Source organism: Ruegeria sp. CDSA077 (assembly GCF_059612265.1).
In genome coordinates, this window is record NZ_JBXWQG010000013.1 from 20186 (window position 1) to 42016 (window position 21831).

Below are 21831 nucleotides of genomic sequence, written 5' to 3' on the forward strand. Positions count from 1 at the left end.
CAAAACGCACATGGGAATCCTTAGATGTGATACCTCAGCCGGCCCGAATTGCAGCGTCTACAAACGCACGAACCATCGCGGCATCCTTGATGCCCGGTGCACTTTCCACGCCCGAGGCGACATCGACCTGACGCGCGCCCGTCATACGGATGGCCTCGGCCACATTGCCGGGGTTCAACCCACCGGCCAGCATCCAGGGCTTGCGCCAGTATTTGCGCCCAGCCAGCAAACGCCAGTCAAACGCCAGCCCGTTTCCACCCGGCAGAATCGAGCTCTTTGGCGCCTTGGCATCTATCAGCAACTGATCGGCAACATCGCTATAAGTATCAATGGCGGCCAGGTCTTCGGCATCTGCAACACCAACCACCTTGATAACAGGCAACCCATAGCGCGCCTTGATTTCCTGCACCCGCTCGACAGATTCTGAGCCATGCAGCTGCAACATGTCAAAAGGGGCGGCTGCGGTGATACTGTCCAACAACTCATCCGTGGCGTTCACAACCAAGGCGACCTTTGCAACCCCAACGGGGACATGCTCGAACAAAGCTGCTGCCTGTTGAGGCGAAACATATCGAGGCGATTTCGGAAAGAAGTTGAAACCAAGATACCGTGCACCCGCATCAGCAGCTGCGCGCACGTGATCTGGTGCAGTCAGGCCGCAGATTTTAACCGATACATCCGACATTCCGGGCCTCAGCTGGCCTCATCCAACAGGGCGAGAACTTCGTCCTGTCCTTCGTTCTGCGCTTTCTTGAGCTTCTTGACCTCACGCTCAAGCTTGCGCACTTCACCTTTGCTGGCGGTAGCATCGCGGCGGTGCTTGTGCTCGCGCAGCCATTCCCAAAGAAAGCCAATGACCAGGCCTGCGACGATGCCACCCAGAACCACCACGAACAGCGGCAACGAGGCGCTGAAATTGAAGCCAAGCAAATCGGCTATAGCCGAGGGAATAAGCGTCAGCTCAACCGCTTCGCGGTTGGCCAGAGAGACTGAAATCAAGACGATCCCGAGGACCGCGAGAAAAGCATATCGAAGGTAGCGCATCATGGCCTAGGCTTTACCGTTCAACCGGTCCCTTAGCAACTTGCCAGTTTTGAAAAACGGAACACATTTTTCTTCGACCTGCACAGTTTCGCCGGTGCGCGGGTTACGACCCACACGGGCATCGCGCTGTTTCACTGAAAACGCCCCGAAGCCTCTCAGTTCAACCCGATCCCCTCGCGCCATCGCATCCGTTACTTCTTCGAACACGGTATTCACGATTCGCTCGACGTCACGCTGATAAAGATGCGGGTTCTCGTCGGCGATTTTCTGAATCAGTTCTGAACGGATCATGTGCGTTACCCTCCCAGGCGACCGGTTAACCATGCCTATTATTCTGAACAGTATAGGAAAAAACTGGGTTCGGGGGAACGTAAACTCTGCGGGCAAAGGCTGAAAATTACAGTTAAGTAACGCGAATTTTTGCCAGTTCATGTAATTTGCCCGACAAATGCATGAACCTAAGCCCCAATTAGCCTGAAAATGCGAACATGTTGATTCGCAACAAAAACGGCCCCGCGCTTTCACGCGGGGCCGCAAATTCGGCTTGGCAGAGGCTCGGACTTAGTCGCCCGACTTCAGCGCTGCACCCAGGATATCGCCCAGTGATGCGCCCGAGTCGGAAGAACCGTACTGTTCCACGGCCTCTTTCTCTTCGGCGATCTCACGTGCCTTGATCGACAGACCCAGACGACGGGTCTTGCTGTCGACATTGGTGACGCGGACGTCGACCTTGTTACCGACCGAGAAACGCTCGGGGCGCTGTTCGGCACGGTCACGGCTCAGGTCGGAACGACGGATGAACGACTTCATACCTTCGTACTCTACCTCGATGCCGCCATCTTCGATCGCGGTGACCTCAACGGTGATGATCGAGCCACGCTTCACGCCGCCCACGGCTTCGGCGAACTTGTCACCGCCCAGGGCTTTGATCGACAGCGAGATACGCTCTTTCTCGACATCCACTTCAGACACAACGGCCTGTACCACGTCGTTCTTGTGGTAGTTCTGGATGGCATCCTCGCCACGCTCGTCCCAGGACAGATCGCTGAGGTGAACCATGCCGTCGATGTCGCCTTCGAGGCCAATGAACAGACCGAATTCGGTGATGTTCTTGACTTCGCCTTCGACTTCGGTGCCCTCGGGGTGTGTTTCTGCAAACACTTCCCACGGGTTGCGCTGAGTCTGCTTCAGGCCCAGAGACACGCGACGCTTGGCGCCATCGATTTCCAGAACCATGACGTCGACTTCCTGGCTCGTCGAAACGATCTTGCCGGGGTGGACGTTTTTCTTGGTCCAGGACATCTCGGACACGTGCACCAGACCTTCGACACCGGCTTCCAGCTCGACGAACGCGCCGTAGTCGGTGATGTTGGTGACGCGACCCTGATGAACCGAGCTCAGCGGATACTTGGCTGCAACCAGATCCCACGGATCTTCCTGCAGCTGCTTCATGCCCAGGCTGATGCGGTGGGTCTCTTTGTTGATCTTGATGACTTGAACGTTGATGGTCTCGCCGATCGTCAGGATCTCGGACGGGTGGTTCACACGGCGCCATGCCATGTCGGTGACGTGCAGCAGGCCGTCAACGCCGCCCAGGTCAACAAACGCACCGTATTCGGTGATGTTCTTGACCACGCCTTCTACGGTCTGACCTTCGGTCAGGTTGCCGATAACCTCGGCGCGCTGTTCGGCACGCGATTCTTCCAGGATTGCGCGGCGCGAAACAACGATGTTGCCACGGCGACGGTCCATTTTCAGAATCTGGAACGGCTGCTTCAGACCCATCAGAGGGCCAGCGTCGCGTACGGGGCGCACGTCAACCTGCGAGCCGGGCAGGAACGCAACTGCACCACCCAGATCGACGGTGAAGCCACCTTTGACACGACCAAAGATTGCACCTTCGACGCGCTGGTCGTCGGCATATGCTTTTTCCAGACGGTCCCATGCCTCTTCACGGCGGGCCATCTCACGTGAGATGACAGCTTCGCCACGGGCGTTTTCTGCGGCGCGCAAGTAAACTTCAACCTCGTCGCCAACAGTGATTTCAGGGGCTTCGCCAGGATTTGCGAATTCTTTCAGATCAACGCGGCCTTCCATTTTGTAGCCGACGTCGATGATGGCTTGGCCGGCTTCGATCGCCAGAACCTTACCTTTGACAACAGAACCCTCTTCGGGCGTGTCCATTTCGAAGCTTTCATTAAGGAGGGCTTCGAATTCCTCCATGGTTGTATCAGCCATCTGGCAGTGTTTTCCTTTACATAACGTTTTTGCTGGCCGAGCGGTTGTCTCCGCCGGTCTTAGTGGATTGGTCAGACGACCTGACATATACCGCAAAACAAAGAGGGCCGGTTGGTCCGACCCTGCTCGTCTCATTGTTTTATGGCTCAAATCGCCTTGTCGACGCGCGCTCTATAACGGGTTCGCACTAGCGCTGCAAGTTTTACCGTGCATATCACAAAATAACACGCAAACCCCAGCCTTGCATGGCTGAGGTCGGGTCGATTTGCATTCTTCTTCAGCTCCGAAAGGACTGAGCGCCTAAAACAGTTGCAGATCTTTTGAGCCGCTTTGGATTTCGGCAAAATTCGGCATGTTCTGGACCGCCAATGGTGCCGGGGCCGCGCCCGGCATCGCGACGGTTGGCTTCGCTGCTGCGGCCTTTCCAAAGGCTGGGCGCTCTAGCTCGCCCCGGATATCGCGCAGCAGGGTTTTGTGATCAGGCATTGATCTGAGTATCTGCGCAAGATCCACTTTCGCGCCTTTCCACCACTGGAACCAGATCGGTTTCTTCAACGGCCGCAAGCGATCGCGGATGCCGGCGCCATAGCCCGTATCATAGACCTGCTTACCCAAAAGAACCGTTTGATAGACGCGGAAATCGAAAAGCGTTGCAAACTCGATATCTCGTTCCAAAGGCAGGCGGTGCTGCCACAGTTCAAGGTTCTCGGCCAGCCGATCCGGTATCTTCATTTCGGTCCGCGCGTCGATCCAATATTGATCATCCGTGCGGTTGCCCAAGCGGTAGTGCAGACAAATGAAATCCAGAACCTCGTCATAGAGCTTGTCCATTTGCTTGTTATATCTCGCCCGCAGCGACGGTTCGATGTCCCGCGTAGGCAGATGCTCGGCGAACCAGCGCACCGCATGATCAATCATGTGGATCGCTGTACTTTCCAGCGGTTCGATGAACCCTCCGGCCAGTCCGATCGCCACGCAATTCTTGACCCAGGCATTGCGCACTCGTCCGATACGCATCGGGATCACGCGCGGCGTCGCACCTTTGCCGCTGTCGCCCAGCCATTCGAGGTATTCATCCGCCGCCTGTTCATCCGTGCGATGCGCAGATGAGTAGACATAGCCCGTGCCCACACGGTTAAAGAGTGGCACCCGCCAGGTCCACCCTGCACCAAGTGCGGTGGACCGTGTGACGCTTTCAATTTTTTCTGGATCCGGGTGCTCGATCTGCAACGCCATGGCGCGATCGTTGGGCAGATAGTCAGAATAATCCATGAAAGGCTCGCCCAGCGCCTTGTTGATAATCAAGCCGCGAAACCCGGTGCAATCCACGACCATCTCAATGTCATGGCGGCCTTTCTTTTCCAGCATCAGATGGCTGACATTGCCCTGCTCATCCAGCTCGACCGATTTCACCTCGTCCTGGATATGCTCAACGCCGCGCTTGGTGCAAACCCTGGTCAACATGCCTGCAAACTTCACAGCATCCAGATGATAGGCATAGCCGAACCGCTGCTCAAACTCTGGTTGACCCAGTGGCCGCCCACCTTTGCACAGGCGCGCCAGATCATCATGGGGCGAGATGGACTGCGTGAAATCCCTATCGCCATTGCCAAAGCGCAGGAAGTATTCTGCGGGCTCTAACCCCTCTAACAACTGGCCATGCGCAAAAGGGTTCACGTAATCAATTCGATTGCCTTTGGCGTCCTTGTTCCAATTACAAAACTTCACGCCCAGCTTGAACGAGGCGTTGGTCTCACGGAAGAAATCCCGCTCTGAAATGCCGGCCTGGCGCAGCGTGATCGGCATCCGTGGAACCGTGGCCTCGCCAACGCCCACAGTCGAGATATTGGGGCTTTCGATCAGGCAGATACGCGGGCGATCCTTGGGTGCTGACGTGCGTGAAAACACCATTTCCAGGATCAGCGCGGTCATCCAACCTGCCGTGCCGCCACCCACAATGGTGATCTTGCGCAAACGATTATTCATATTTTCTGTCCCTGTTGGTTTTGGGGTTTTTTAGCCGCCTGCCCTTTTTGATTTTGGGGCTTGTAAAGCAGCTTTCCCTTTTTGCCTGAGAGAAACTATAACAGCTTTCCTGCATCCAGCTAGGCACTATGACGGCCGAACCTGCATACATATCGGGTCATCAGACCCGGCAACACAGGCCGCTCGCCACTGCGCGACTTTCTTTAGGATGGTGGATGCTACGAGAAAGGATATGCGCAAGTACCGGCCCTGCGTCAGATATCCTCGCCTTTTTTCAGAAGCTCTTCGATCAGAGCGCGCTGAAGATCGTTGCTATCGCCGCCGCCAAATTCCGCAACTCCGCTGGAATACAAGGTGCCGTAGGTGTTGGCGATGTTCACCGTCTGGGCCAGCCCCGAGATCAACTGATCCCTTTCAAGCCGCGACAAGGGGTGGATGAACGCAGCCCACAAGATGCCATTGGCAATCGCATATCGCGCATCCAGGGTACTGTCGAAATTCGCCTGCATCATCCGTTGCATGTCCTGAGCACTCAGATCTTCGACACTTTGGATCGACACCATGGCCCGCATCCGGTCCGCATTGACGTCAGTAATCACCAGAACGGGAACCTCCGCGATGGTAAGCTGAAAGCCCGGCCCAAGAGGCTCTGTCTCGGGGTCAAGCGCAAACAATATCTTGCCCAAACGCTCGTAGGTCATTGGCGGTTCTGCCTCTTGCGCTGAAAGCGCACTGGCGAGAAAGGTAAAAATCAAAATCAGGCGGAACATCGATTACCTCCGGCAGATGTCGATACAAAGGTAATCGACGCCTCGGGCGCTGGCCAAACAAAGCTTAGTGAACAAAGTTGTGTTTGCTCTGGCAAACGTCCCTAGGGCAGAACTGGTTCGATGACCTCAATCGCGCGGGCGAGAGCTGCGTCAATGCTCAGGTCCGAGGTATCCAGTATGACCGCATCCTCAGCTGGCTTCATAGGTGCCGTGCTGCGTTCGGCATCCCGAGCGTCCCGCTCTCGCACATCGGCCAACACCTGTGCGCGTGTAACCTGATGGCCCTTGGCGTCCAGTTCCAGAAACCGTCTCTCAGCGCGCACTTCGGCGCTGGCGGTGACAAACAGTTTCACCTCGGCCCGCGGGCAAATAACGGTTCCGATATCACGACCGTCCAACACCGCACCGCCCGCGCGGCGCGCAAAGGCGCGCTGAAAATCGACCAATGCAGCCCGCACCTCGGGGATAACTGCAACTTTTGAGGCCGCTTGCGCGATTTCAGCCGTGCGCAGATCACCCTGATCCAGGTCCTCGGCTGTCAGCGTTTGCGCGGCACTAACCGGGTCGGCACCTTCCAGCGTTCTGCGGCCAACCGCACGGTAAAGCAGGCCGGTATCGAGATGCGCAAACCCGAAATGGGCGGCAACGGCATTGGAAATTGTGCCCTTCCCCGCTGCTGCCGGGCCGTCGATTGCTATGGTGAAACTGGCAACTGCCATCGCATTTACCGGTTGTTTCGCTGCAGCCGCGCACCAAGGCCAGCCATCAACGGTTCGAAGATCGGGAAAGACGTTGCGATCGGGCCGCCATCGTCGACCCCGACCGGATTTTTCGCCCCCATACCCATAACCATAAAGGACATCGCGATCCGGTGATCCAGAAAGCTCTCACAGGTGCCGCCGCCGGGAACATTGCCAATTCCCAAACCATCCACAGACCACCAATCATCGCCCTCATCGACGGTGACGCCATTAACGCGCAGGCCGCGGGCCATCGCATCAATACGGTCGCTTTCCTTGACGCGCAGCTCTTTCACGCCGCCCATCATCGTGGTGCCCGTGGCATTTGCCGCGACCACAGACAGAACCGGGTATTCGTCAATCATCGAGGCCGCTCGTTCCGGAGGAACCGAGATTCCCTTCATATCGGGCGAATAGCGTGCGCGCAGATCGGCAACCGGTTCGCCGCCCTCTTCGCGCTCATTCTCATAGGTCAAGTCAGCACCCATCTCACGCAGAGTGGTAAACAGACCCGCGCGGGTCGGGTTCAGGCCGATGCCCGGAACCAGAACATCGGATCCGGGCGTGATCAGCGCAGCACAGACCGGAAAGGCCGCGCTTGAGGGGTCGCGCGGAACGGCAATGACCTGCGGCTTCAGTTCGGGGCGCCCGGTCAGGGTGATAACACGCCCCTCATCGGTATCCTCGACTGTGATTTCGGCACCAAACCCAGCCAGCATCCGCTCGGAATGGTCGCGGGTCGCTTCGGCCTCAATCACCACGGTTTTGCCCGGAGCATTCAGCCCCGCCAGCAAAACGGCAGATTTCACCTGCGCGGAGGGAACGGGAACCACGTACTTTACTGGGACAGGGTCTGCTGCACCCACAATCGTCATAGGTAGGCGCCCCCCGGTGCGTCCCACAGATTGCGCACCAAACAACGCCAGAGGATCGGTTACCCGCGCCATAGGGCGTTTGTTGAGGCTGGCATCCCCCGTGAATGTCGCGGAAATCGCAGAGGTCGCCATCGCACCCATGATCAACCGAACGCCGGTGCCCGAATTGCCGCAGTCAATGACCTGATCGGGTTCGGCAAAGCCACCGACGCCCACACCATGGACAGACCATTCGCCACCCCCGTGATCCGTCACCTCAGCCCCAAAGGCACGCATCGCCTTTGCGGTGTCCAGAACGTCCTCACCCTCCAACAGACCGGTGATCCGGGTTTCACCCACGGCCATCGCGCCCAGGATCAGCGATCGGTGCGAGATCGACTTGTCACCAGGTACCTCGGCCGTTCCGGTCAGCGGACCGCAAGGGTGCGAGGTCATCGGGATGGGCGTGCCGTGTCCGGACATGGGGGCTCCTGTTTTCGCTATCAGTTCCCAAGCCGATTAGCGAATTGGAGGCGCTTGGTCCAGCCGCAATCAGTCGTTGCGGCGGAAGGTCAGGTAATGCGGTGTCCGCCCTTCGCGCAGGGCCTTCTGCTCATAGCGCGTGGAAATCCAGTCTTCCCAAGGCTCACGCCAATCGGTGGGGCGTTCCGCCAACCATTCGAAACCAGCGCCAGGCACCTCTTCCAACGTTTGGCGGACATAGTCGGGAATATCTGTTGCAACGCGAAAGATCGCGCCCGGTTTCAACGACCGCGCCAACGGCTCCAGATGTTCTGGGGTCACGAACCGACGGCGGTGATGCCGGGTTTTGGGCCAGGGATCGGGGTACAAAAGAAAGGCGCGTGATATGCTGGCTTCGGGCAAGACATCAAAAAGATCGCGCGCATCGCCGGGATGCACCGCCAGATTCTCGACCCCAGCTTTGCGAATCTTGCCCAACAACATGGCAACACCATTGATATAGGGTTCAGCCCCAATGATACCGATATCGGGATTGCTGGCCGCCTGATGCACCAGATGCTCGCCGCCGCCAAAGCCGATCTCAAGCCAGACATCCTTGCCACCGAACAGTTCCTTCAGATCCAGCGGATTGCGTTCAGGATTGCTCTCCCAGTCCACAGCACCCGGAGACAGCGCATCGAGGTCTTCGCTCAGATACGTCTTTTGGCTTTGCTTCAGGGTCTTGCCTTTGAACCGGCCATAAAAGTTTCTGCGGGGGCGTTGGGGTGTCTGGGTGCTCATGGCGGTGCCCATACTGCGGGGACGGCTCAGAGGCAAGGGGCGGCGGCAGAGCAGAATAGCCGCCGCCTCTCATACATTTCCCAAGAAATAGGCGCGCCCGCAAGGGCGCACCTATTAATACCAGTCAGATCAAACCGCCGCTTTCAACGCGTCTGCTAGATCTGTGCGCTCCCAGCTGAAACCCCCATCCGCTTCCGGCTGGCGACCAAAATGGCCATAGGCTGCTGTGCGCTGATAGATCGGCTTGTTCAGCTCCAGATGCTGACGGATGCCACGTGGGGTCAGGTCCATCACCTGGCCGACGGCTTTTTCAATCCGATCATCCGCGATCTGCCCCGTGCCATGCGTGTCCGCATAGATCGACAGAGGCCGGGAAACGCCAATGGCATAGCTCAGCTGGATCGTGCAACGCTCGGCCATTCCCGCGGCCACGACATTCTTAGCCAGATAACGCGCGGCATAAGCCGCCGAACGGTCTACCTTGGTCGGGTCTTTGCCCGAAAACGCTCCGCCACCATGAGGCGCTGCACCACCATAAGTGTCCACGATGATCTTACGACCGGTCAGACCCGCATCGCCATCCGGACCGCCAATGACGAACTTGCCGGTGGGGTTCACGTGCCAATCGGTCTGATCGGTCAGCCAACCCTCGGGCAAGGTTTCGGTGATATACGGCTCAACAATGGCGCGAATATCGGCCGAGCTCAGCGTCTCATCCAGATGCTGGGTCGACAGAACGATCGAGCTGACGCCAACCGGCTTGCCATCCTGGTAGATCACTGACAGCTGCGATTTCGCATCCGGGCCCAGCGCTGGCTCGGTCCCGTTCTTGCGCACCTCGGCCAGACGGCGCAGGATTGCATGGGAATACTGGATCGGCGCAGGCATAAGCGCGGGTGTCTCGGTGGTGGCATAGCCGAACATGATGCCCTGATCACCAGCACCTTCGTCCTTGTCACCCGACGCATCTACGCCCTGCGCAATATGTGCAGATTGCTCATGCAGCAGGTTCGTAACTTCTACCGTCTCGTGGTGGAACTTATCCTGCTCATAGCCGATATCCTTGATACAGGCGCGGGCGATCTCGTCGATGCGGCCCATATAGTCATGCAGCTTGTCCTGATCAGACAGCCCCACTTCGCCGCCGATCACGACGCGATCCGTTGTCGCAAAGGTCTCGCACGCAACGCGTGCCTCGGGTTCTTCGTTCAGAAATGCGTCAAGTACAGCATCGGAAATACGGTCACAAACCTTATCCGGATGCCCTTCGGAAACGGATTCCGAAGTAAAGGTATAGTTCTGTCGGGACATACAAGTGCTCCATTAAGATTACCCCGTCACGCCAGGAAGCCGTTGTGATGGGCACAAGAGGGGATAAGCCCCCCGAAACTGAGGGTCAATGCGAAATCATAGGTTTCGCCGCCGCAGCCCGTACCAAAACAGGCTAAACAGCACCAATAACACGGCAAAGACAGTATTATCCCCCATTCGGGAATAAGCCGTCGGAGAATGAGGCGCCGGAAGTCCGGCATCAATATAGCCCGCCTGCCCAAGCGGCAGGGCCTCGGTGATCCGGCCCAGCGGGTCAATCATGGCGGAGACGCCGGTATTGGCCGAACGCATCATGGGCAGCCCCTGCTCGATGGCGCGCATCTGTGCCTGAGCCAGGTGCTGATACGGTCCTGAGCGCGTTCCGAACCACGCATCATTGGTGATTTGCAGAAGGAAATCAGCGCGCCCCGGCGCGGATAGGACATCCTGGGTGAACACAGCTTCGTAGCAGATCAACGGCAGCGCTTTACCCAATGGGCCGGCATCCAGCAGCGCCGCCCCCGACCCGGCGCTGAACCCATGTCCGGTGGTTGCAGCCATGCCATAGATCCCGAACCGCGCCATCACGTCGCCAAACGGAACATATTCGCCAAAAGGCGCCAGATGATGTTTGTCGTACAGCCCCTGCTGAGCCCCATCCACATCAAGGTAGATCATCGAGTTGTAGATACGCGGCCCGTCGCCTCGTTGAATTCCCAGAACAACCGGCGTGCCTTGCGCCGCCTCGGCGATGGCATCCAGATACGGCTGCGCGCTGCCCAGCCAGGCGGGAACCGAGGTTTCAGGCCAAACGATCAGGTCTGGCTGTGGTTCGGCGGCAGTAAACTCAATCTGACGTGCGAAGAAAAGAGGTGCAAACTCTGGATCCCATTTCTGATGTTGCAACGCATTGGGCTGAACCAAGCGAACGATATGTCCCGTTTCGACCACAGCGGGCCGCGTCCCTGCATAGCCCAAAGCCAATGCGACCGATGCCACACTGATGCCCAAGGGCACGAATACTCTGGAACGCAGCGCCAAAGCCGCCCCTAGTGGCAGAGTCGCCACCAAGGTCAGCGCCCCAAGCCCGTAAGGCCCAAAAAGTGACAGTAGCTGCGCAACAGGGGTCTCGACCCAGACCTGCGCCAGCCCGGCCCAGGGGAACCCGGTCAGAACATAACCCCGGGCACATTCCGCCAACGAGATTGCCAAGGCGAGAAACAACGCCTGTGAAACCCCGCGCGCGCCGGGCCTGCGAGCAACCCAGAATGCCAGCGCCCAGAACAGCGCCAAACCACCAGCCATGAAGACCAAAGCAAACGGAGCCATCCAAGCGTGACGATCGGCGTCCACCAGAAACGGCTCGACAATCCAGCTGAGTGCATGGGCGAAATACCCGGTCCCAAACGCCCAACCGATCCACGCCGCACGCGCACGTGTCTCGGTGCTCTGAAATATCGGTGCGACCAACACCAACGCCAATACAGAAGCCACCCAATACCCAAAGGGAGCCAGACCAAATGCAGCCAGTCCTCCCAACAAACCAGAAAGGACAAATCTAAGCCAAATGGGCCAAGCCCGTATCAGGCTCATGCAACGATATCCGGCAGCATGACACGCAGCCGTTTGATGCGCCGCGGATCCGCATCAATCACCTCAAATTCAGGCCCTTCCGGATGCAGAACAACCTCTCCTCGTGCCGGAACCCGTCCGGACAACATGAAGACCAACCCGCCAAGCGTGTCGATCTCTTCCTCATCGACATCCTCGTGGCTGGTCAAGGAACGCCCGATCTCGGCTTCGAAATCTTCAAGGGGTATCCGCGCCTGCACCACATAACATCCAGGTTTTTCCTGAACCCAAAGTTGGCTTTCATCCGCATCATGTTCGTCCGCGATCTCACCAACAACCTGTTCGATCAGGTCTTCGATCGTCAGCAACCCGTCGACACCACCATATTCGTCGATCACCAATGCCATGTGGCGGCGCTCGGTTTGCATTTTGGTCATCAGCACACCGATCGGCATCGACGGCGGCACGAACAGCAATGTCCGCAACATCGACACCAGATCAAACTCAGTCGAGCCGCCGTTGAACCCGTGCGTCAACGCGAAATCTTTCAGGTGGATAAAGCCCAAAGGCGTATCCAGCGTTCCTTCATATACAGGAATCCTGGACAGACCGCTTTCCCGGAAAACCTGGGCCAGCTCATCTTTGGATATCGTCGACGGTACTGACACGATCTCGACCGTGGGAATCGCCACATCCTCGACCCGCATCCGGCGCAGGTTAATCATGCCGCGAGGTTGAGCCGGATCGACCTCTTGCCCATTGACCTCAGAAGCCGAGTCTTCACTCTGCGTTGAGAACGCATCCACTATTCGAGAGAAAAGTCCTGGTCTCTCAGTGACATTTTCGTTGCCGTCCTTCGGTTGCGCGCCCTGCGCCGCCATAGAACTGCCGTCTGTTTCGCCCATTTTCCCATTCCAAATGATAAGCCGAAAGGCTCGCTCTAAGCATTATATGGGTCATCAATACCCAGTTTGCCAAGTATCTCCACCTCAACACCCTCCATCAGCGTGGCGTCGAGATCACGAATGTGATCATAACCCAGCAAATGCAACAGGCCGTGAACGATCAGATGTGTGACATGATCATCCATGTTTTTCCCTGCCTCCGCCGCCTCGCGGGCACAAGTATCATAAGAAATCGCGATATCGCCCAGAGCAATTTCCCCTGAGAAATCGGGTTCAGGGAGTATCGGAGTCTGCCCGGCGGAGTCCGCAGCCAAATCTTCGGCTGGCCAGCTAAGCACATTGGTCGGTGACGCCTTTTCGCGGAATTCCGTGTTCAACTGGGCGATCCGTGCATCGTCGCATCCCAGCAGGCTAACCTCACACAGGTCCGCATCAAGATCGAAATGATCCAAAACCGCCCTTGTGGCGCGCTCTGCCAAAAACTCGAGCCCGTCCCAGCGCGGGTCTTCAACCGATAGTTCCAGGTTCATGCCACCATGTCCAAAATCCCGATACCGGGACCCAGAAGATCAACCCGTTTCACGGCCCGTATCGGCCTCATACGCTTCGATGATCGCGGCGACAAGTGGGTGCCGGACAACATCCTTGGAGGTGAAATAGTTGAAGCTGATATTTGGTATCGTGCTCAACAGCCGTTCTGCATCCGCCAATCCCGACTGAACCCCGCGCGGCAGGTCAACCTGTGACCGGTCGCCTGTTATGACCATGCGGCTGCCTTCGCCCAAACGGGTCAGGAACATTTTCATCTGCATGGTCGTGGCGTTCTGCGCCTCATCCAGCACAACGAAGGCGTTCGCGAGCGTACGGCCACGCATGAACGCCAGAGGTGCAATCTCGATGCGCTTTTCCTCGATCAGTTTGGCCAGTTGTTTCCCAGGCAAAAAATCATTCAGCGCATCATAGAGCGGCTGCATATAGGGATCGACCTTGTCCTTCATGTCGCCAGGTAGATATCCCAGCTTTTCGCCCGCTTCGACGGCGGGACGACTGAGGATGATGCGGTCGACATGCCCGCCGATAAACATCGATACGCCAACGGCCACGGCCAGATAGGTCTTCCCTGTGCCCGCCGGACCTATGCCAAAGGCCAGCTCATTGTTGAACAAGGACTGAACATAGACTTTCTGGGCGTCAGTACGCGGCTCGACCAGCTTTTTGCGGGTTTTGATCTCAACCGAACCACCCTTGAACATCTCAAGCTGATCGCCATCCCGGCTGCCGGTTCCTGTTTCCGACCCGCCCATGCGAAGTTCGCGGTCTACATCCGCTGCTTCTACGTCACGACCACCTTCCAGGCGGGTATACAGCGCTTGCAGAACTTCGATCGCCTGTTTTTGGGATTCGTCGTCACCCATGACAACCAGTTGGTTGCCACGGCGCACAATCTGTACGGTCAGCTTCTGTTCGATTTCGGTCAGGTTGCGGTCATATTCGCCGCAAAGATCTATCAATAACCGATTGTCTGGAAATTCAACAAACGCTTCCCGCTGGGGCGTTTCATTTTGCGGTGGGTTCAGGGCGCCAATGGCCAATCCGCTCTCCTGTCTGGGCGTTTCACCCCAAGCGTAGACAACATTTCTTGGTGGGCGCAAGCCAGAGATTCAAATTTTCCGTACAGAATGGTAAAACCGCCGATCAAGTTGGAGGCACCGCGAACGTTCCATACAGGCAAACCTAGAACTGATAGTTCAGGCCAAACCGCAAACCACGGTAACGGGGCGTCGATTTGGTCGTAAACCCGTTGTCAAATTCGACGGTTTCAGAATCGAACCGGACGTATTCATATTCCCCAGTGATCGACCAGTTCTCATTCAATTTGTGCTCGGCGCCAATGCTGGCCGAGAACCCTTTTCGACTGTCTTTATCCTGAAAGGACTGGGTTGTTGCCCCGGATGTAATCGAACTGGTCGTGGTTATATCGCCATGCACGTAACCAACGGAAATAAAGTATAACACTCTGCCACTTGGGTTTGTCAGACCGTTCCGAAAGCGAATTGAGATGACATCCGAAATCTCTGAACCGCCATTGACGACCGAGGTTCCGATCTGCGTCGACACTTCATCGTCCAGAGATCCGAAATCATAGCCCAACTCGACCCCATAGACGTAGTCACGCCCGCCTTTTGCGGGCAGAAGACCGCGCCAACCGCCCCGAATACCACCGTAACTGCCGGTGAGGTCCAATTCGCCGACAGCGAACGTATCTGTAGGCGTCGTCAGGCCAAAGCGGTCCGAGCCGCTGGTCGAATAGCCGGCTGTCAAACCCAGATAGAAGGCGCTGACATCGCTGCCATACCGTGCTGACGATATTACCGGCGGTTCAGATAAATCCGGATCCAGATTCCCTGCGGCAGCGGAATTGAGTACCAGAAACAACGCGGCCATTGCGGGAAGAGCAACCCTGATATTAGGCCCTGCACTAAATCTCAAAAGTTTCACTCGTACCCTCCGTCATCCCGATCCGACACCAGGATCAGCACTGATATGCCGTTTCAGGAGGCGTTAGCCTAGGCCCCGAAAAAACCTGACTTTTCTCGGAACATAATTCCAAGTGATAAATCAAGGGTAAATCTTGGAAACAAATACCAGCGATGGTATCCGCATCACAGATAAAGGACCGGTCAGAGCAACTGGCCCGCCAGAGAATTCGCACCTGATCCGGTGATCAAAACGTCCCGCAACGCACCAATCTCCACATCCGCGTCAGAGACGTGAACCGAATGAAGATATTCAGATTTTCCCACCATCTGTCCCGGCAACCGGCCGGTTTTTTCGAACAGAACGCGGACTTTGCGTCCAACCATGGCATCCTGAATTTCGCGCTGATGACGCGTGATCAATCCCTGCAGCCGCTGTAGGCGGTCATCCGCCACCCCAGGATCAACCTGAGACCGCTCGGCTGCGGGCGTTCCCGGGCGCGTCGAATACTTGAACGAATAGGCATAGCCGTATTTGACCTGCTCGACCAAATCCATGGTGGCCTGAAAATCTTGGTCGGTTTCTTCAGGGAACCCAACGATGAAATCACCAGACATGACAATATCCGGACGCGCAGCGCGGATACGCTCGATCAGACGCAAATAGCTCTCGGCTGTGTGACTGCGGTTCATTCGCTTCAGAATGCGATCCGAACCCGACTGGACCGGTAAATGAAGATAGGGCATCAGTTTTTCGCAGGTGCCGTGCGCCTCGATCAGGTCGTCGGCCATGTCATTCGGGTGCGACGTGGTAAAGCGGATGCGCTCTAGCCCGTCGACCTTGTTCAACTCCCAGATCAGTCCCGCCAGCGTCATGTCGCCGTTCGGTCCAGCACCGTGATAGGCGTTGACGTTCTGACCCAGCAGAGTGATCTCGCGCACGCCACGTTCGACCAGATCCTGTGCCTCGCGGACGATACGGTCCACCGGACGGCTAACCTCGGCGCCACGGGTATAGGGCACCACGCAGAAGGCGCAGAATTTATCGCAGCCTTCCTGAACCGTCAGAAAAGCGGTGGGGCCACGTTTGGCTTTGGGACGATTCTTGAGTTTTTCGAACTTGTCTTCTTCGGGGAAATCCGTGTCCAGTGCCTTGGCACCTTCGCGCGTCTTGGCTTCCATCTCAGGCAGACGGTGATAGCTTTGCGGGCCAACCACCAGATCGACCAGGGGCTGACGGCGCATGATTTCTTCGCCCTCGGCCTGCGCGACGCAGCCCGCGACCCCGATCTTGAGATCGGGTTTTTCGGCTTTCAACCCTTTGAAACGCCCCAGCTCGGAATAGACCTTTTCGGCTGCTTTTTCCCGGATGTGACAGGTGTTCAGCAGAATCATATCCGCGTCATCCGGGCTCTGGGTTTCGACATAGCCCTGCCCCCCCAGGGTCTCGGCCATACGCTCGCTGTCATAGACGTTCATCTGGCAACCATAGGTCTTGATGTACAGCTTTTTGGGTTCTGACATGGGGTTGGGCCTTTGCGTTCGCGGGATCGGCGTCATCTATACCCAACGAACGCCGCTTGCAATGCCAGCGCGATTACCCGATTTTGGCCGAAAACTCCAGTTAGACGGGGCCGGACAGGCAATGCAGTACGACAGTCTCACTTCTTTCCTTCAATCCGGCAAGGCCGCGTTGGCCAAAGGTCCGGTTGCGATGATCTTCGCCGAAGACGATGTCGAGATCGACGGCACCATCCGGCACCATCTGAACCTTGGCTTCAAATCACTGATCGTGTTTATGCCCGAGGCCTTTGCGCTGGATCCCAAACTGACCGAGCGCATCCACAGGGTGACGCTGACATGTGCACCGAGAACCGTCGTCTTTGACACGGTTAATCAGGTCATCCAGGCCGCTCCTGACCTTTGGATGTATTACTGCTATAACGCTGAATACCTGTTCTTCCCCTTCTGCGAATCGCGCACGATCGGCGAGTTACTGGCCTTTCACACCGAAGAACGCCGGAACGCCATGCTAACCCATGTGATCGACCTGTATGCTGATGACCTGGGCGCCTTTCCAAACGGGGTTGCCCCTGACCAAGCCATGCTGGACAGCACCGGGTATTACGCACATGCCCGACACAACGCCGAAGGACACCCGCTGGAAAGACAGCTGGACATATCCGGCGGTTTGCGCTGGCGGTTCGAAGATCACATCCCCTATGAACGCCGCCGCATCGACAGAATCGGGCTGTTCAAATCGCGAAATGATCTGTTGTTACTGCCCGACCACACGTTCAATGAGCCCGAGTACAACACCTATTCCTGCCCCTGGCACCACAATCTGACGGCGGCGATCTGTTCCTTCCGCGCAGCCAAGGCGCTTAAAAGCAACGCGGGGTCGACCTTCGACATCCCCAGTTTCCGCTGGCGCAACTCGGCTCGGTTCCAGTGGTCATCCCAGCAGCTGTTGGAACTGGGGCTCATCGAATCGGGGCAGTGGTTCTAGGCAGCTCAGCGTCGCAGCAGAACCGGGAACCAATCCTCCCGCAAACGCTGCCCGGGCTGCATGTCGTGGCCCGGAAACGGAGGCGAAGTGCGCCCCGGACGTTCCACATATCGCGCATCCTCCCCAACCAACCGCAAGGAAAAAGCACGGCGGCGGCTGTCAGACTGGTTTCCACGCGCGCCATGCAGCGTACGGTAGTTGAAGGCAACCGCGTCACCGGGTTCCATTTCGAATTCAACCACCCTCATACCTTCGGCATCGGGGTCGGGAATGGGGATGTACTGGCCTTCATCCGCGAAAAACCCTTCTTCCGAGACCCAGCGCGTGGGCAGAACCTCTTTCTCCCATCTATGTGAACCTGCCACACAACGAAGGGTGGCCTGTGTCACTGGGTCCAATGGCGACCAGAAACTGATCGTCTGACTGCCCTCGACGAAATAGTATGGCCCATCCTGGTGCCACGGCGTTGCCATCGACGTGCCTGGTTCTTTCACCAGAACATGGTCATGGAACATTTGTACGGTTTGCGACTGCATCAGATCCGCTGCGACCTCGGCTGCCGGTGAATTGTGGATCACGTTCTGGAACTGTTCGATACGCGACCAGTTGCAGTAATCATCAAAGAACAGACCGGTTTCGCCCTGTTTTTGGTTGTCCGACGCATATGGTCCGGGTTCAGCCATATTGGCCGCGATGCCGTCACGCAGCGTATCCACGTAGTCGGCGAACAAACCTTTGATCAGAACCACGCCGTCCTGTTGGTATGTGTCAATCATCTCTTGCGTAACCAGGGGGTGAGCCATCTGTGCCTCCGTTCGAATTTAACCTGAATTTGCTCATGAAATTTTCATCTATTCAAATAATATCTTTGAAATGTATAGTTAACCTTATGTTATACGTTACCCTACGCCAATATGAATATGTCTGCGCCATCGGACGGCATGGCAGCCTGTCTGCTGCAGCGTTGCATCTAAATGTTTCGCAGCCAGCCCTGTCGAATGCGCTAACCCGGGTCGAAGACCAGTTGGGCTATCCGCTGTTTATCCGAAAGCGCGGAGCGGCCATGGCGCTGACACCGCAGGGACGCAGCTTTATTGAAAACGCCGAGGCCCTGCTGACACGTGCCGCACGTTTGGAAAATTCTGGTACAGACGGAACCGCAAACACGCGCCTGCGTCTGGGCTGTTTCGACGACCTCGCGCCTTTCCTGCTGGCAAAAGCTCTGCATAGCCTGCGACAGAACATGCCCGAAGTTGATATCACATATCGCGTAGACGAATTTCAGGGCCTGATTTCCGGCCTCGTCAATGGTGAGATCGACCTTGCCTTGACTTATGGTCTGACACTGGATGCGGCCTTTTCCACGACCACCTTGTTCACCAATCGACCAATCGCGGTTATGACAAAAGGCCACCCCTTGGCCAATCGGGCGCAGGTATCATTGCAGGATGTCGTGGCCTACCCCCTGATCCTTTCGAACGAGGGACTATCTGCGCAGCATTTCCTGAGTCTCTTCCGTCAACTTGGGCAGAACCCCAATGTCGCACATCGGGCCGCGTCGCCCGAGATCCAACGCAGCCTCGCGGCGCATGGCGAAGGCGTTGCCATCAGCTATGCCAACATTCCTGCCAAGACCAGCTATGACGGGATGCCGTTGGTCAGCATACCTGTGTCAGATGAAATCGCAGCAGAACCCGTTGTTGTGGCACGGCATGGAACAGGCCCTATGGATCCGCATAGCGAAAAGGCACAGCACATCCTGACCGGACTGATGACGTAAATTTACTTTTTACGCAGACGGATCACAACGTCGACTGACGCGATCTCAACCCCTTCAGGCGCGTCGGGCAGTCGCTGGATGACCAGCTGTTCGGACGGAGCATCGCTGAGCCGGCCCTCATCTTCCCAATAAAAATGCGGATGATCATGCGTGTTGGTGTCGAAATAGCTTTTCGATCCGTCAACGGTAATTTCTTGCAGAACCCCGGCATCGCAAAAGGCGCGCAACGTGTTGTAAACCGTCGCCAGAGAAACAGCATCTCCGTTCTGTTTGGCCGATTCAAACAGGCTTTCGGCGGTGACGTGGCGATGGCGGCCATCACCGACCAGCAGCTCTGCCAATGCTACGCGCTGACGCGTCGGACGCAATCCGGCGTGAACCAACCAACCTGTGGCTATGCTCTGGCAATCTGCTGTCATCAGTCCAATACCAATTTGTTGCTGAGGTATATATAAGTGCTGTAGTCAGGTAATTTCAAATGAATTTCATTCGCAGAGAATAATGTAAACACAACATGATGTAGGCCACTGCTCTTGCAGGACCTTGCATACGGGTGCTAGACGAGACCAAATTAGATGGAAAGACCCCAGGCAGGAGAGGCGCAGAATGGCCCAATTCCCAAGCAGCTTTGACAAGGACGATCTGCTGAAATGCGCCCGCGGCGAACTATTCGGCCCCGGGAACGCACAGTTGCCCGCCCCGCCGATGTTGATGATGGATCGGATCACCGAGATTTCGGCCGATGGTGGCGCCCATGGCAAAGGTCATATTCTCGCTGAATTCGACATTACGCCCGACCTTTGGTTCTTTGATTGCCATTTCCCCGGCAACCCGATCATGCCCGGCTGCTTGGGCCTGGACGGTTTGTGGCAGCTGACCGGATTCAACTTGGGCTGGCGCGGCTGGCAAGGGCGCGGCATGGCCGTTGGAGTGGGCGAGGTCAAGCTGACAGGTATGGTACGCCCGGACCGCAAGATGCTGACCTATAAAATCGACTTCAAGAAAGCGATCCAGACCCGCCGCCTGACTATGGGTGTCGCAGATGGTATCGTCGAAGCCGACGGTGAGATGATTTACGATGTCAAGGACATGAAAGTAGTTCTGTCCGAAGCCTGAGCCTGACCGGCCCCAAATAAGGAGCACGCACATGCGTCGAGTAGTTGTCACCGGCTTGGGAGTTGTCTCTTCCATCGGGAACAATGCCGAAGAGGTTCTGACCTCACTCAAGGCCGGCAAGTCCGGCATCGTGGCCAATGACCAGATGGTCGAACATGGCTTTCGTAGCCAGATCGCCGGGTCGCTCAAAATCGACGTTAGCGAACATGTGGACAAGCGCACCCTGCGCTTTATGGGTCCCGGAGCGGCCTATGCGCATATCGCGATGAGCCAGGCGATTGCCGATTCAGGATTGACCGAAGACCAGGTTGCCAACCCACGTACCGGCCTTGTCGCCGGATCGGGCGGACCGTCGACCAGCGCCATGCTGACGGCGCATCAGACCGTTCTGAAAAACGGGGCAACCAAGCGAATCGGTCCGTTTGCAGTTCCTAAATGCATGTGCTCAACCATTTCGGCCAACCTTGCGACCGCCTTCAAGATCAAGGGCATCAATTACTCGATCACTTCGGCCTGTTCGACCTCGTTGCATTGCATCGGCAATGCCGCAGAGCAGATCATGATGGGCAAACAAGATGTAATGTTCGCGGGCGGCGGGGAAGAGCTGGACTGGACCTTGTCCTGTCTGTTCGATGCAATGGGTGCGATGTCGTCGAAATACAACGATGCGCCCGAAAAAGCTTCTCGTGCATTCGACCAAGACCGCGACGGATTCGTGATATCCGGCGGAGGCGGTATTGTCGTGCTGGAAGATCTGGAACACGCATTGGCACGCGGCGCCAAAATCTATGCTGAAGTGACGGGTTTTGCAGCAACCTCCGACGGTCACGACATGGTAGCCCCCTCTGGCGAAGGTGGCGAACGCGCCATGCGTCTGGCGCTGGACACCCTGCCCGAAGGCCGCAAGGTCGACTACATCAATGCCCATGGCACCTCGACCCCGGTCGGAGATGTCGGCGAAGTCGAAGCTGTACGCCGTATTTTTGGCGAGGGTAGCGTGCCGCCGATTTCCTCGACCAAGTCGATGACAGGCCATGCACAAGGTGCGGCTGGCGCGCTGGAGGCTATTTTCTGCCTTTTGATGCTGGAACATGATTTTATAACGCCGTCGATCAACGTCGACACGCTTGCCGAGGGCATCCAGCCCGGAGAAATTGCAACTCAGCTAGTTGAAAATGCAGGTTTGGACAGCGTCATGACCAACAGCTTCGGCTTTGGTGGGACGAACGGGTCCATGGTTCTTTCAAAGTATAACGGGTGAATGGA

The 21831-nt window shown here is 56.9% G+C and carries 22 protein-coding genes and 1 riboswitch; of the genes, 4 read left to right on the top strand and 18 right to left on the bottom strand.

Annotated features, from left to right (window positions below; translation table 11 throughout):
• Positions 1–34 precede the first annotated feature (34 nt).
• The 16 genes from AC2FLE_RS18180 to miaB all read right to left on the bottom strand — a co-directional run bounded on the left by AC2FLE_RS18180 (position 35) and on the right by miaB (position 16684).
• A complete protein-coding gene (locus tag AC2FLE_RS18180) occupies positions 35–685 on the bottom strand; it encodes a phosphoribosylanthranilate isomerase (protein ID WP_496698782.1) in 651 nt (216 codons plus the stop codon).
• An 8-nt stretch (positions 686–693) separates the two neighbouring features.
• On the bottom strand, positions 694–1044 hold the full coding sequence (locus tag AC2FLE_RS18185; RefSeq protein ID WP_271951622.1) for a lipopolysaccharide assembly protein LapA domain-containing protein: 351 nt from the start codon (positions 1042–1044) through the stop codon (positions 694–696).
• A 6-nt stretch (positions 1045–1050) separates the two neighbouring features.
• On the bottom strand, positions 1051–1335 hold the full coding sequence (ihfB, locus tag AC2FLE_RS18190; protein WP_037310872.1) for an integration host factor subunit beta: 285 nt from the start codon (positions 1333–1335) through the stop codon (positions 1051–1053).
• Between the two features lie 270 nt (positions 1336–1605).
• On the bottom strand, positions 1606–3282 hold the full coding sequence (gene rpsA / locus AC2FLE_RS18195) for a 30S ribosomal protein S1 (RefSeq protein WP_142639449.1): 1677 nt from the start codon (positions 3280–3282) through the stop codon (positions 1606–1608).
• Between the two features lie 300 nt (positions 3283–3582).
• Positions 3583–5268, bottom strand: coding sequence for a tryptophan halogenase family protein (locus AC2FLE_RS18200; protein WP_496698785.1), 1686 nt, complete (start codon positions 5266–5268; stop codon positions 3583–3585).
• 254 nt (positions 5269–5522) lie between these two features.
• Positions 5523–6038, bottom strand: a complete 516-nt coding sequence (locus AC2FLE_RS18205; protein WP_496698786.1) for a hypothetical protein — start codon at positions 6036–6038, stop codon at positions 5523–5525.
• 101 nt (positions 6039–6139) lie between these two features.
• Positions 6140–6757: a (d)CMP kinase gene (locus AC2FLE_RS18210; protein ID WP_281973467.1), complete on the bottom strand. Its 618-nt coding sequence runs from the start codon at positions 6755–6757 to the stop codon at positions 6140–6142.
• Between the two features lie 5 nt (positions 6758–6762).
• Complete coding sequence (gene aroA, locus AC2FLE_RS18215) at positions 6763–8115, bottom strand: 3-phosphoshikimate 1-carboxyvinyltransferase (RefSeq protein WP_496698788.1); 1353 nt, start codon at positions 8113–8115, stop codon at positions 6763–6765.
• Between the two features lie 69 nt (positions 8116–8184).
• Entirely contained in the window at positions 8185–8895 is a 711-nt protein-coding gene (gene trmB / locus AC2FLE_RS18220) for a tRNA (guanine(46)-N(7))-methyltransferase TrmB (RefSeq protein ID WP_496678946.1), read from the bottom strand.
• 129 nt (positions 8896–9024) lie between these two features.
• The gene (metK, locus tag AC2FLE_RS18225) at positions 9025–10206 is read right to left on the bottom strand and encodes a methionine adenosyltransferase (protein WP_142639436.1); all 1182 of its coding nucleotides are present in this window, start codon (positions 10204–10206) and stop codon (positions 9025–9027) included.
• Between the two features lie 5 nt (positions 10207–10211).
• Positions 10212–10260: riboswitch (SAM-SAH riboswitch) on the bottom strand.
• Between the two features lie 42 nt (positions 10261–10302).
• Positions 10303–11799, bottom strand: a complete 1497-nt coding sequence (lnt, locus tag AC2FLE_RS18230) for an apolipoprotein N-acyltransferase (protein ID WP_496698790.1) — start codon at positions 11797–11799, stop codon at positions 10303–10305.
• Positions 11796–12683 carry a hemolysin family protein gene (locus tag AC2FLE_RS18235; RefSeq protein WP_142639432.1) on the bottom strand — a complete coding sequence of 296 codons (888 nt, stop codon included), beginning with the start codon at positions 12681–12683 and terminating at the stop codon, positions 11796–11798. Before AC2FLE_RS18235 ends, lnt begins: the two co-directional genes overlap by 4 nt.
• Positions 12684–12718: 35 nt before the next feature.
• Positions 12719–13213, bottom strand: coding sequence for an rRNA maturation RNase YbeY (ybeY, locus tag AC2FLE_RS18240; RefSeq protein WP_496698791.1), 495 nt, complete (start codon positions 13211–13213; stop codon positions 12719–12721).
• A 39-nt stretch (positions 13214–13252) separates the two neighbouring features.
• Positions 13253–14275 carry a PhoH family protein gene (locus AC2FLE_RS18245; RefSeq protein ID WP_142639428.1) on the bottom strand — a complete coding sequence of 341 codons (1023 nt, stop codon included), beginning with the start codon at positions 14273–14275 and terminating at the stop codon, positions 13253–13255.
• A gap of 142 nt (positions 14276–14417) precedes the next feature.
• Positions 14418–15182: an outer membrane protein gene (locus AC2FLE_RS18250; RefSeq protein ID WP_496698792.1), complete on the bottom strand. Its 765-nt coding sequence runs from the start codon at positions 15180–15182 to the stop codon at positions 14418–14420.
• 182 nt (positions 15183–15364) lie between these two features.
• Positions 15365–16684, bottom strand: coding sequence for a tRNA (N6-isopentenyl adenosine(37)-C2)-methylthiotransferase MiaB (miaB, locus tag AC2FLE_RS18255; protein ID WP_496698794.1), 1320 nt, complete (start codon positions 16682–16684; stop codon positions 15365–15367).
• Between the two features lie 121 nt (positions 16685–16805).
• On the opposite strand from miaB, the gene AC2FLE_RS18260 reads away from it, so the two are divergent.
• Positions 16806–17669, top strand: a complete 864-nt coding sequence (locus AC2FLE_RS18260; RefSeq protein ID WP_496698871.1) for a glycosyltransferase family protein — start codon at positions 16806–16808, stop codon at positions 17667–17669.
• A gap of 5 nt (positions 17670–17674) precedes the next feature.
• Here AC2FLE_RS18260 and AC2FLE_RS18265 read toward each other — a convergent pair whose 3' ends face one another.
• Positions 17675–18472, bottom strand: a complete 798-nt coding sequence (locus AC2FLE_RS18265; RefSeq protein WP_271951572.1) for a phytanoyl-CoA dioxygenase family protein — start codon at positions 18470–18472, stop codon at positions 17675–17677.
• 86 nt (positions 18473–18558) lie between these two features.
• Here AC2FLE_RS18265 and AC2FLE_RS18270 point away from each other — a divergent pair, with 86 nt between their 5' ends.
• Positions 18559–19449 carry a LysR family transcriptional regulator gene (locus tag AC2FLE_RS18270; protein WP_496698796.1) on the top strand — a complete coding sequence of 297 codons (891 nt, stop codon included), beginning with the start codon at positions 18559–18561 and terminating at the stop codon, positions 19447–19449.
• A gap of 2 nt (positions 19450–19451) precedes the next feature.
• Here the strand turns inward: AC2FLE_RS18270 and irrA are convergent, their stop codons facing one another.
• Positions 19452–19868 carry an iron response transcriptional regulator IrrA gene (irrA, locus tag AC2FLE_RS18275; protein ID WP_142639421.1) on the bottom strand — a complete coding sequence of 139 codons (417 nt, stop codon included), beginning with the start codon at positions 19866–19868 and terminating at the stop codon, positions 19452–19454.
• 187 nt (positions 19869–20055) lie between these two features.
• On the opposite strand from irrA, the gene fabA reads away from it, so the two are divergent.
• Both fabA and fabB read left to right on the top strand, forming a co-directional pair.
• Positions 20056–20565: a bifunctional 3-hydroxydecanoyl-ACP dehydratase/trans-2-decenoyl-ACP isomerase gene (gene fabA, locus AC2FLE_RS18280; protein WP_142639419.1), complete on the top strand. Its 510-nt coding sequence runs from the start codon at positions 20056–20058 to the stop codon at positions 20563–20565.
• 31 nt (positions 20566–20596) lie between these two features.
• Positions 20597–21826, top strand: coding sequence for a beta-ketoacyl-ACP synthase I (gene fabB / locus AC2FLE_RS18285; RefSeq protein ID WP_142639417.1), 1230 nt, complete (start codon positions 20597–20599; stop codon positions 21824–21826).
• Positions 21827–21831: the final 5 nt, after the last annotated feature.

What these genes read in the sequence shown, in the direction of transcription:
- AC2FLE_RS18180 (WP_496698782.1), bottom strand. Translation starts at nt 685, where the DNA reads ATGTCGGATGTATCGGTTAAAATCTGCGGCCTGACTGCACCAGATCAC.
- AC2FLE_RS18200 (WP_496698785.1), bottom strand. Translation starts at nt 5,268, where the DNA reads ATGAATAATCGTTTGCGCAAGATCACCATTGTGGGTGGCGGCACGGCA.
- AC2FLE_RS18265 (WP_271951572.1), bottom strand. Translation starts at nt 18,472, where the DNA reads ATGGCTCACCCCCTGGTTACGCAAGAGATGATTGACACATACCAACAG.
- aroA (WP_496698788.1), bottom strand. Translation starts at nt 8,115, where the DNA reads ATGTCCGGACACGGCACGCCCATCCCGATGACCTCGCACCCTTGCGGT.
- AC2FLE_RS18270 (WP_496698796.1), top strand. Translation starts at nt 18,559, where the DNA reads ATGTTATACGTTACCCTACGCCAATATGAATATGTCTGCGCCATCGGA.
- irrA (WP_142639421.1), bottom strand. Translation starts at nt 19,868, where the DNA reads ATGACAGCAGATTGCCAGAGCATAGCCACAGGTTGGTTGGTTCACGCC.
- AC2FLE_RS18210 (WP_281973467.1), bottom strand. Translation starts at nt 6,757, where the DNA reads ATGGCAGTTGCCAGTTTCACCATAGCAATCGACGGCCCGGCAGCAGCG.
- rpsA (WP_142639449.1), bottom strand. Translation starts at nt 3,282, where the DNA reads ATGGCTGATACAACCATGGAGGAATTCGAAGCCCTCCTTAATGAAAGC.
- trmB (WP_496678946.1), bottom strand. Translation starts at nt 8,895, where the DNA reads ATGAGCACCCAGACACCCCAACGCCCCCGCAGAAACTTTTATGGCCGG.
- AC2FLE_RS18235 (WP_142639432.1), bottom strand. Translation starts at nt 12,683, where the DNA reads ATGGGCGAAACAGACGGCAGTTCTATGGCGGCGCAGGGCGCGCAACCG.
- AC2FLE_RS18185 (WP_271951622.1), bottom strand. Translation starts at nt 1,044, where the DNA reads ATGCGCTACCTTCGATATGCTTTTCTCGCGGTCCTCGGGATCGTCTTG.
- ybeY (WP_496698791.1), bottom strand. Translation starts at nt 13,213, where the DNA reads ATGAACCTGGAACTATCGGTTGAAGACCCGCGCTGGGACGGGCTCGAG.
- lnt (WP_496698790.1), bottom strand. Translation starts at nt 11,799, where the DNA reads ATGAGCCTGATACGGGCTTGGCCCATTTGGCTTAGATTTGTCCTTTCT.
- AC2FLE_RS18205 (WP_496698786.1), bottom strand. Translation starts at nt 6,038, where the DNA reads ATGTTCCGCCTGATTTTGATTTTTACCTTTCTCGCCAGTGCGCTTTCA.
- miaB (WP_496698794.1), bottom strand. Translation starts at nt 16,684, where the DNA reads ATGTCAGAACCCAAAAAGCTGTACATCAAGACCTATGGTTGCCAGATG.
- metK (WP_142639436.1), bottom strand. Translation starts at nt 10,206, where the DNA reads ATGTCCCGACAGAACTATACCTTTACTTCGGAATCCGTTTCCGAAGGG.
- ihfB (WP_037310872.1), bottom strand. Translation starts at nt 1,335, where the DNA reads ATGATCCGTTCAGAACTGATTCAGAAAATCGCCGACGAGAACCCGCAT.
- fabA (WP_142639419.1), top strand. Translation starts at nt 20,056, where the DNA reads ATGGCCCAATTCCCAAGCAGCTTTGACAAGGACGATCTGCTGAAATGC.
- fabB (WP_142639417.1), top strand. Translation starts at nt 20,597, where the DNA reads ATGCGTCGAGTAGTTGTCACCGGCTTGGGAGTTGTCTCTTCCATCGGG.
- AC2FLE_RS18260 (WP_496698871.1), top strand. Translation starts at nt 16,806, where the DNA reads ATGCAGTACGACAGTCTCACTTCTTTCCTTCAATCCGGCAAGGCCGCG.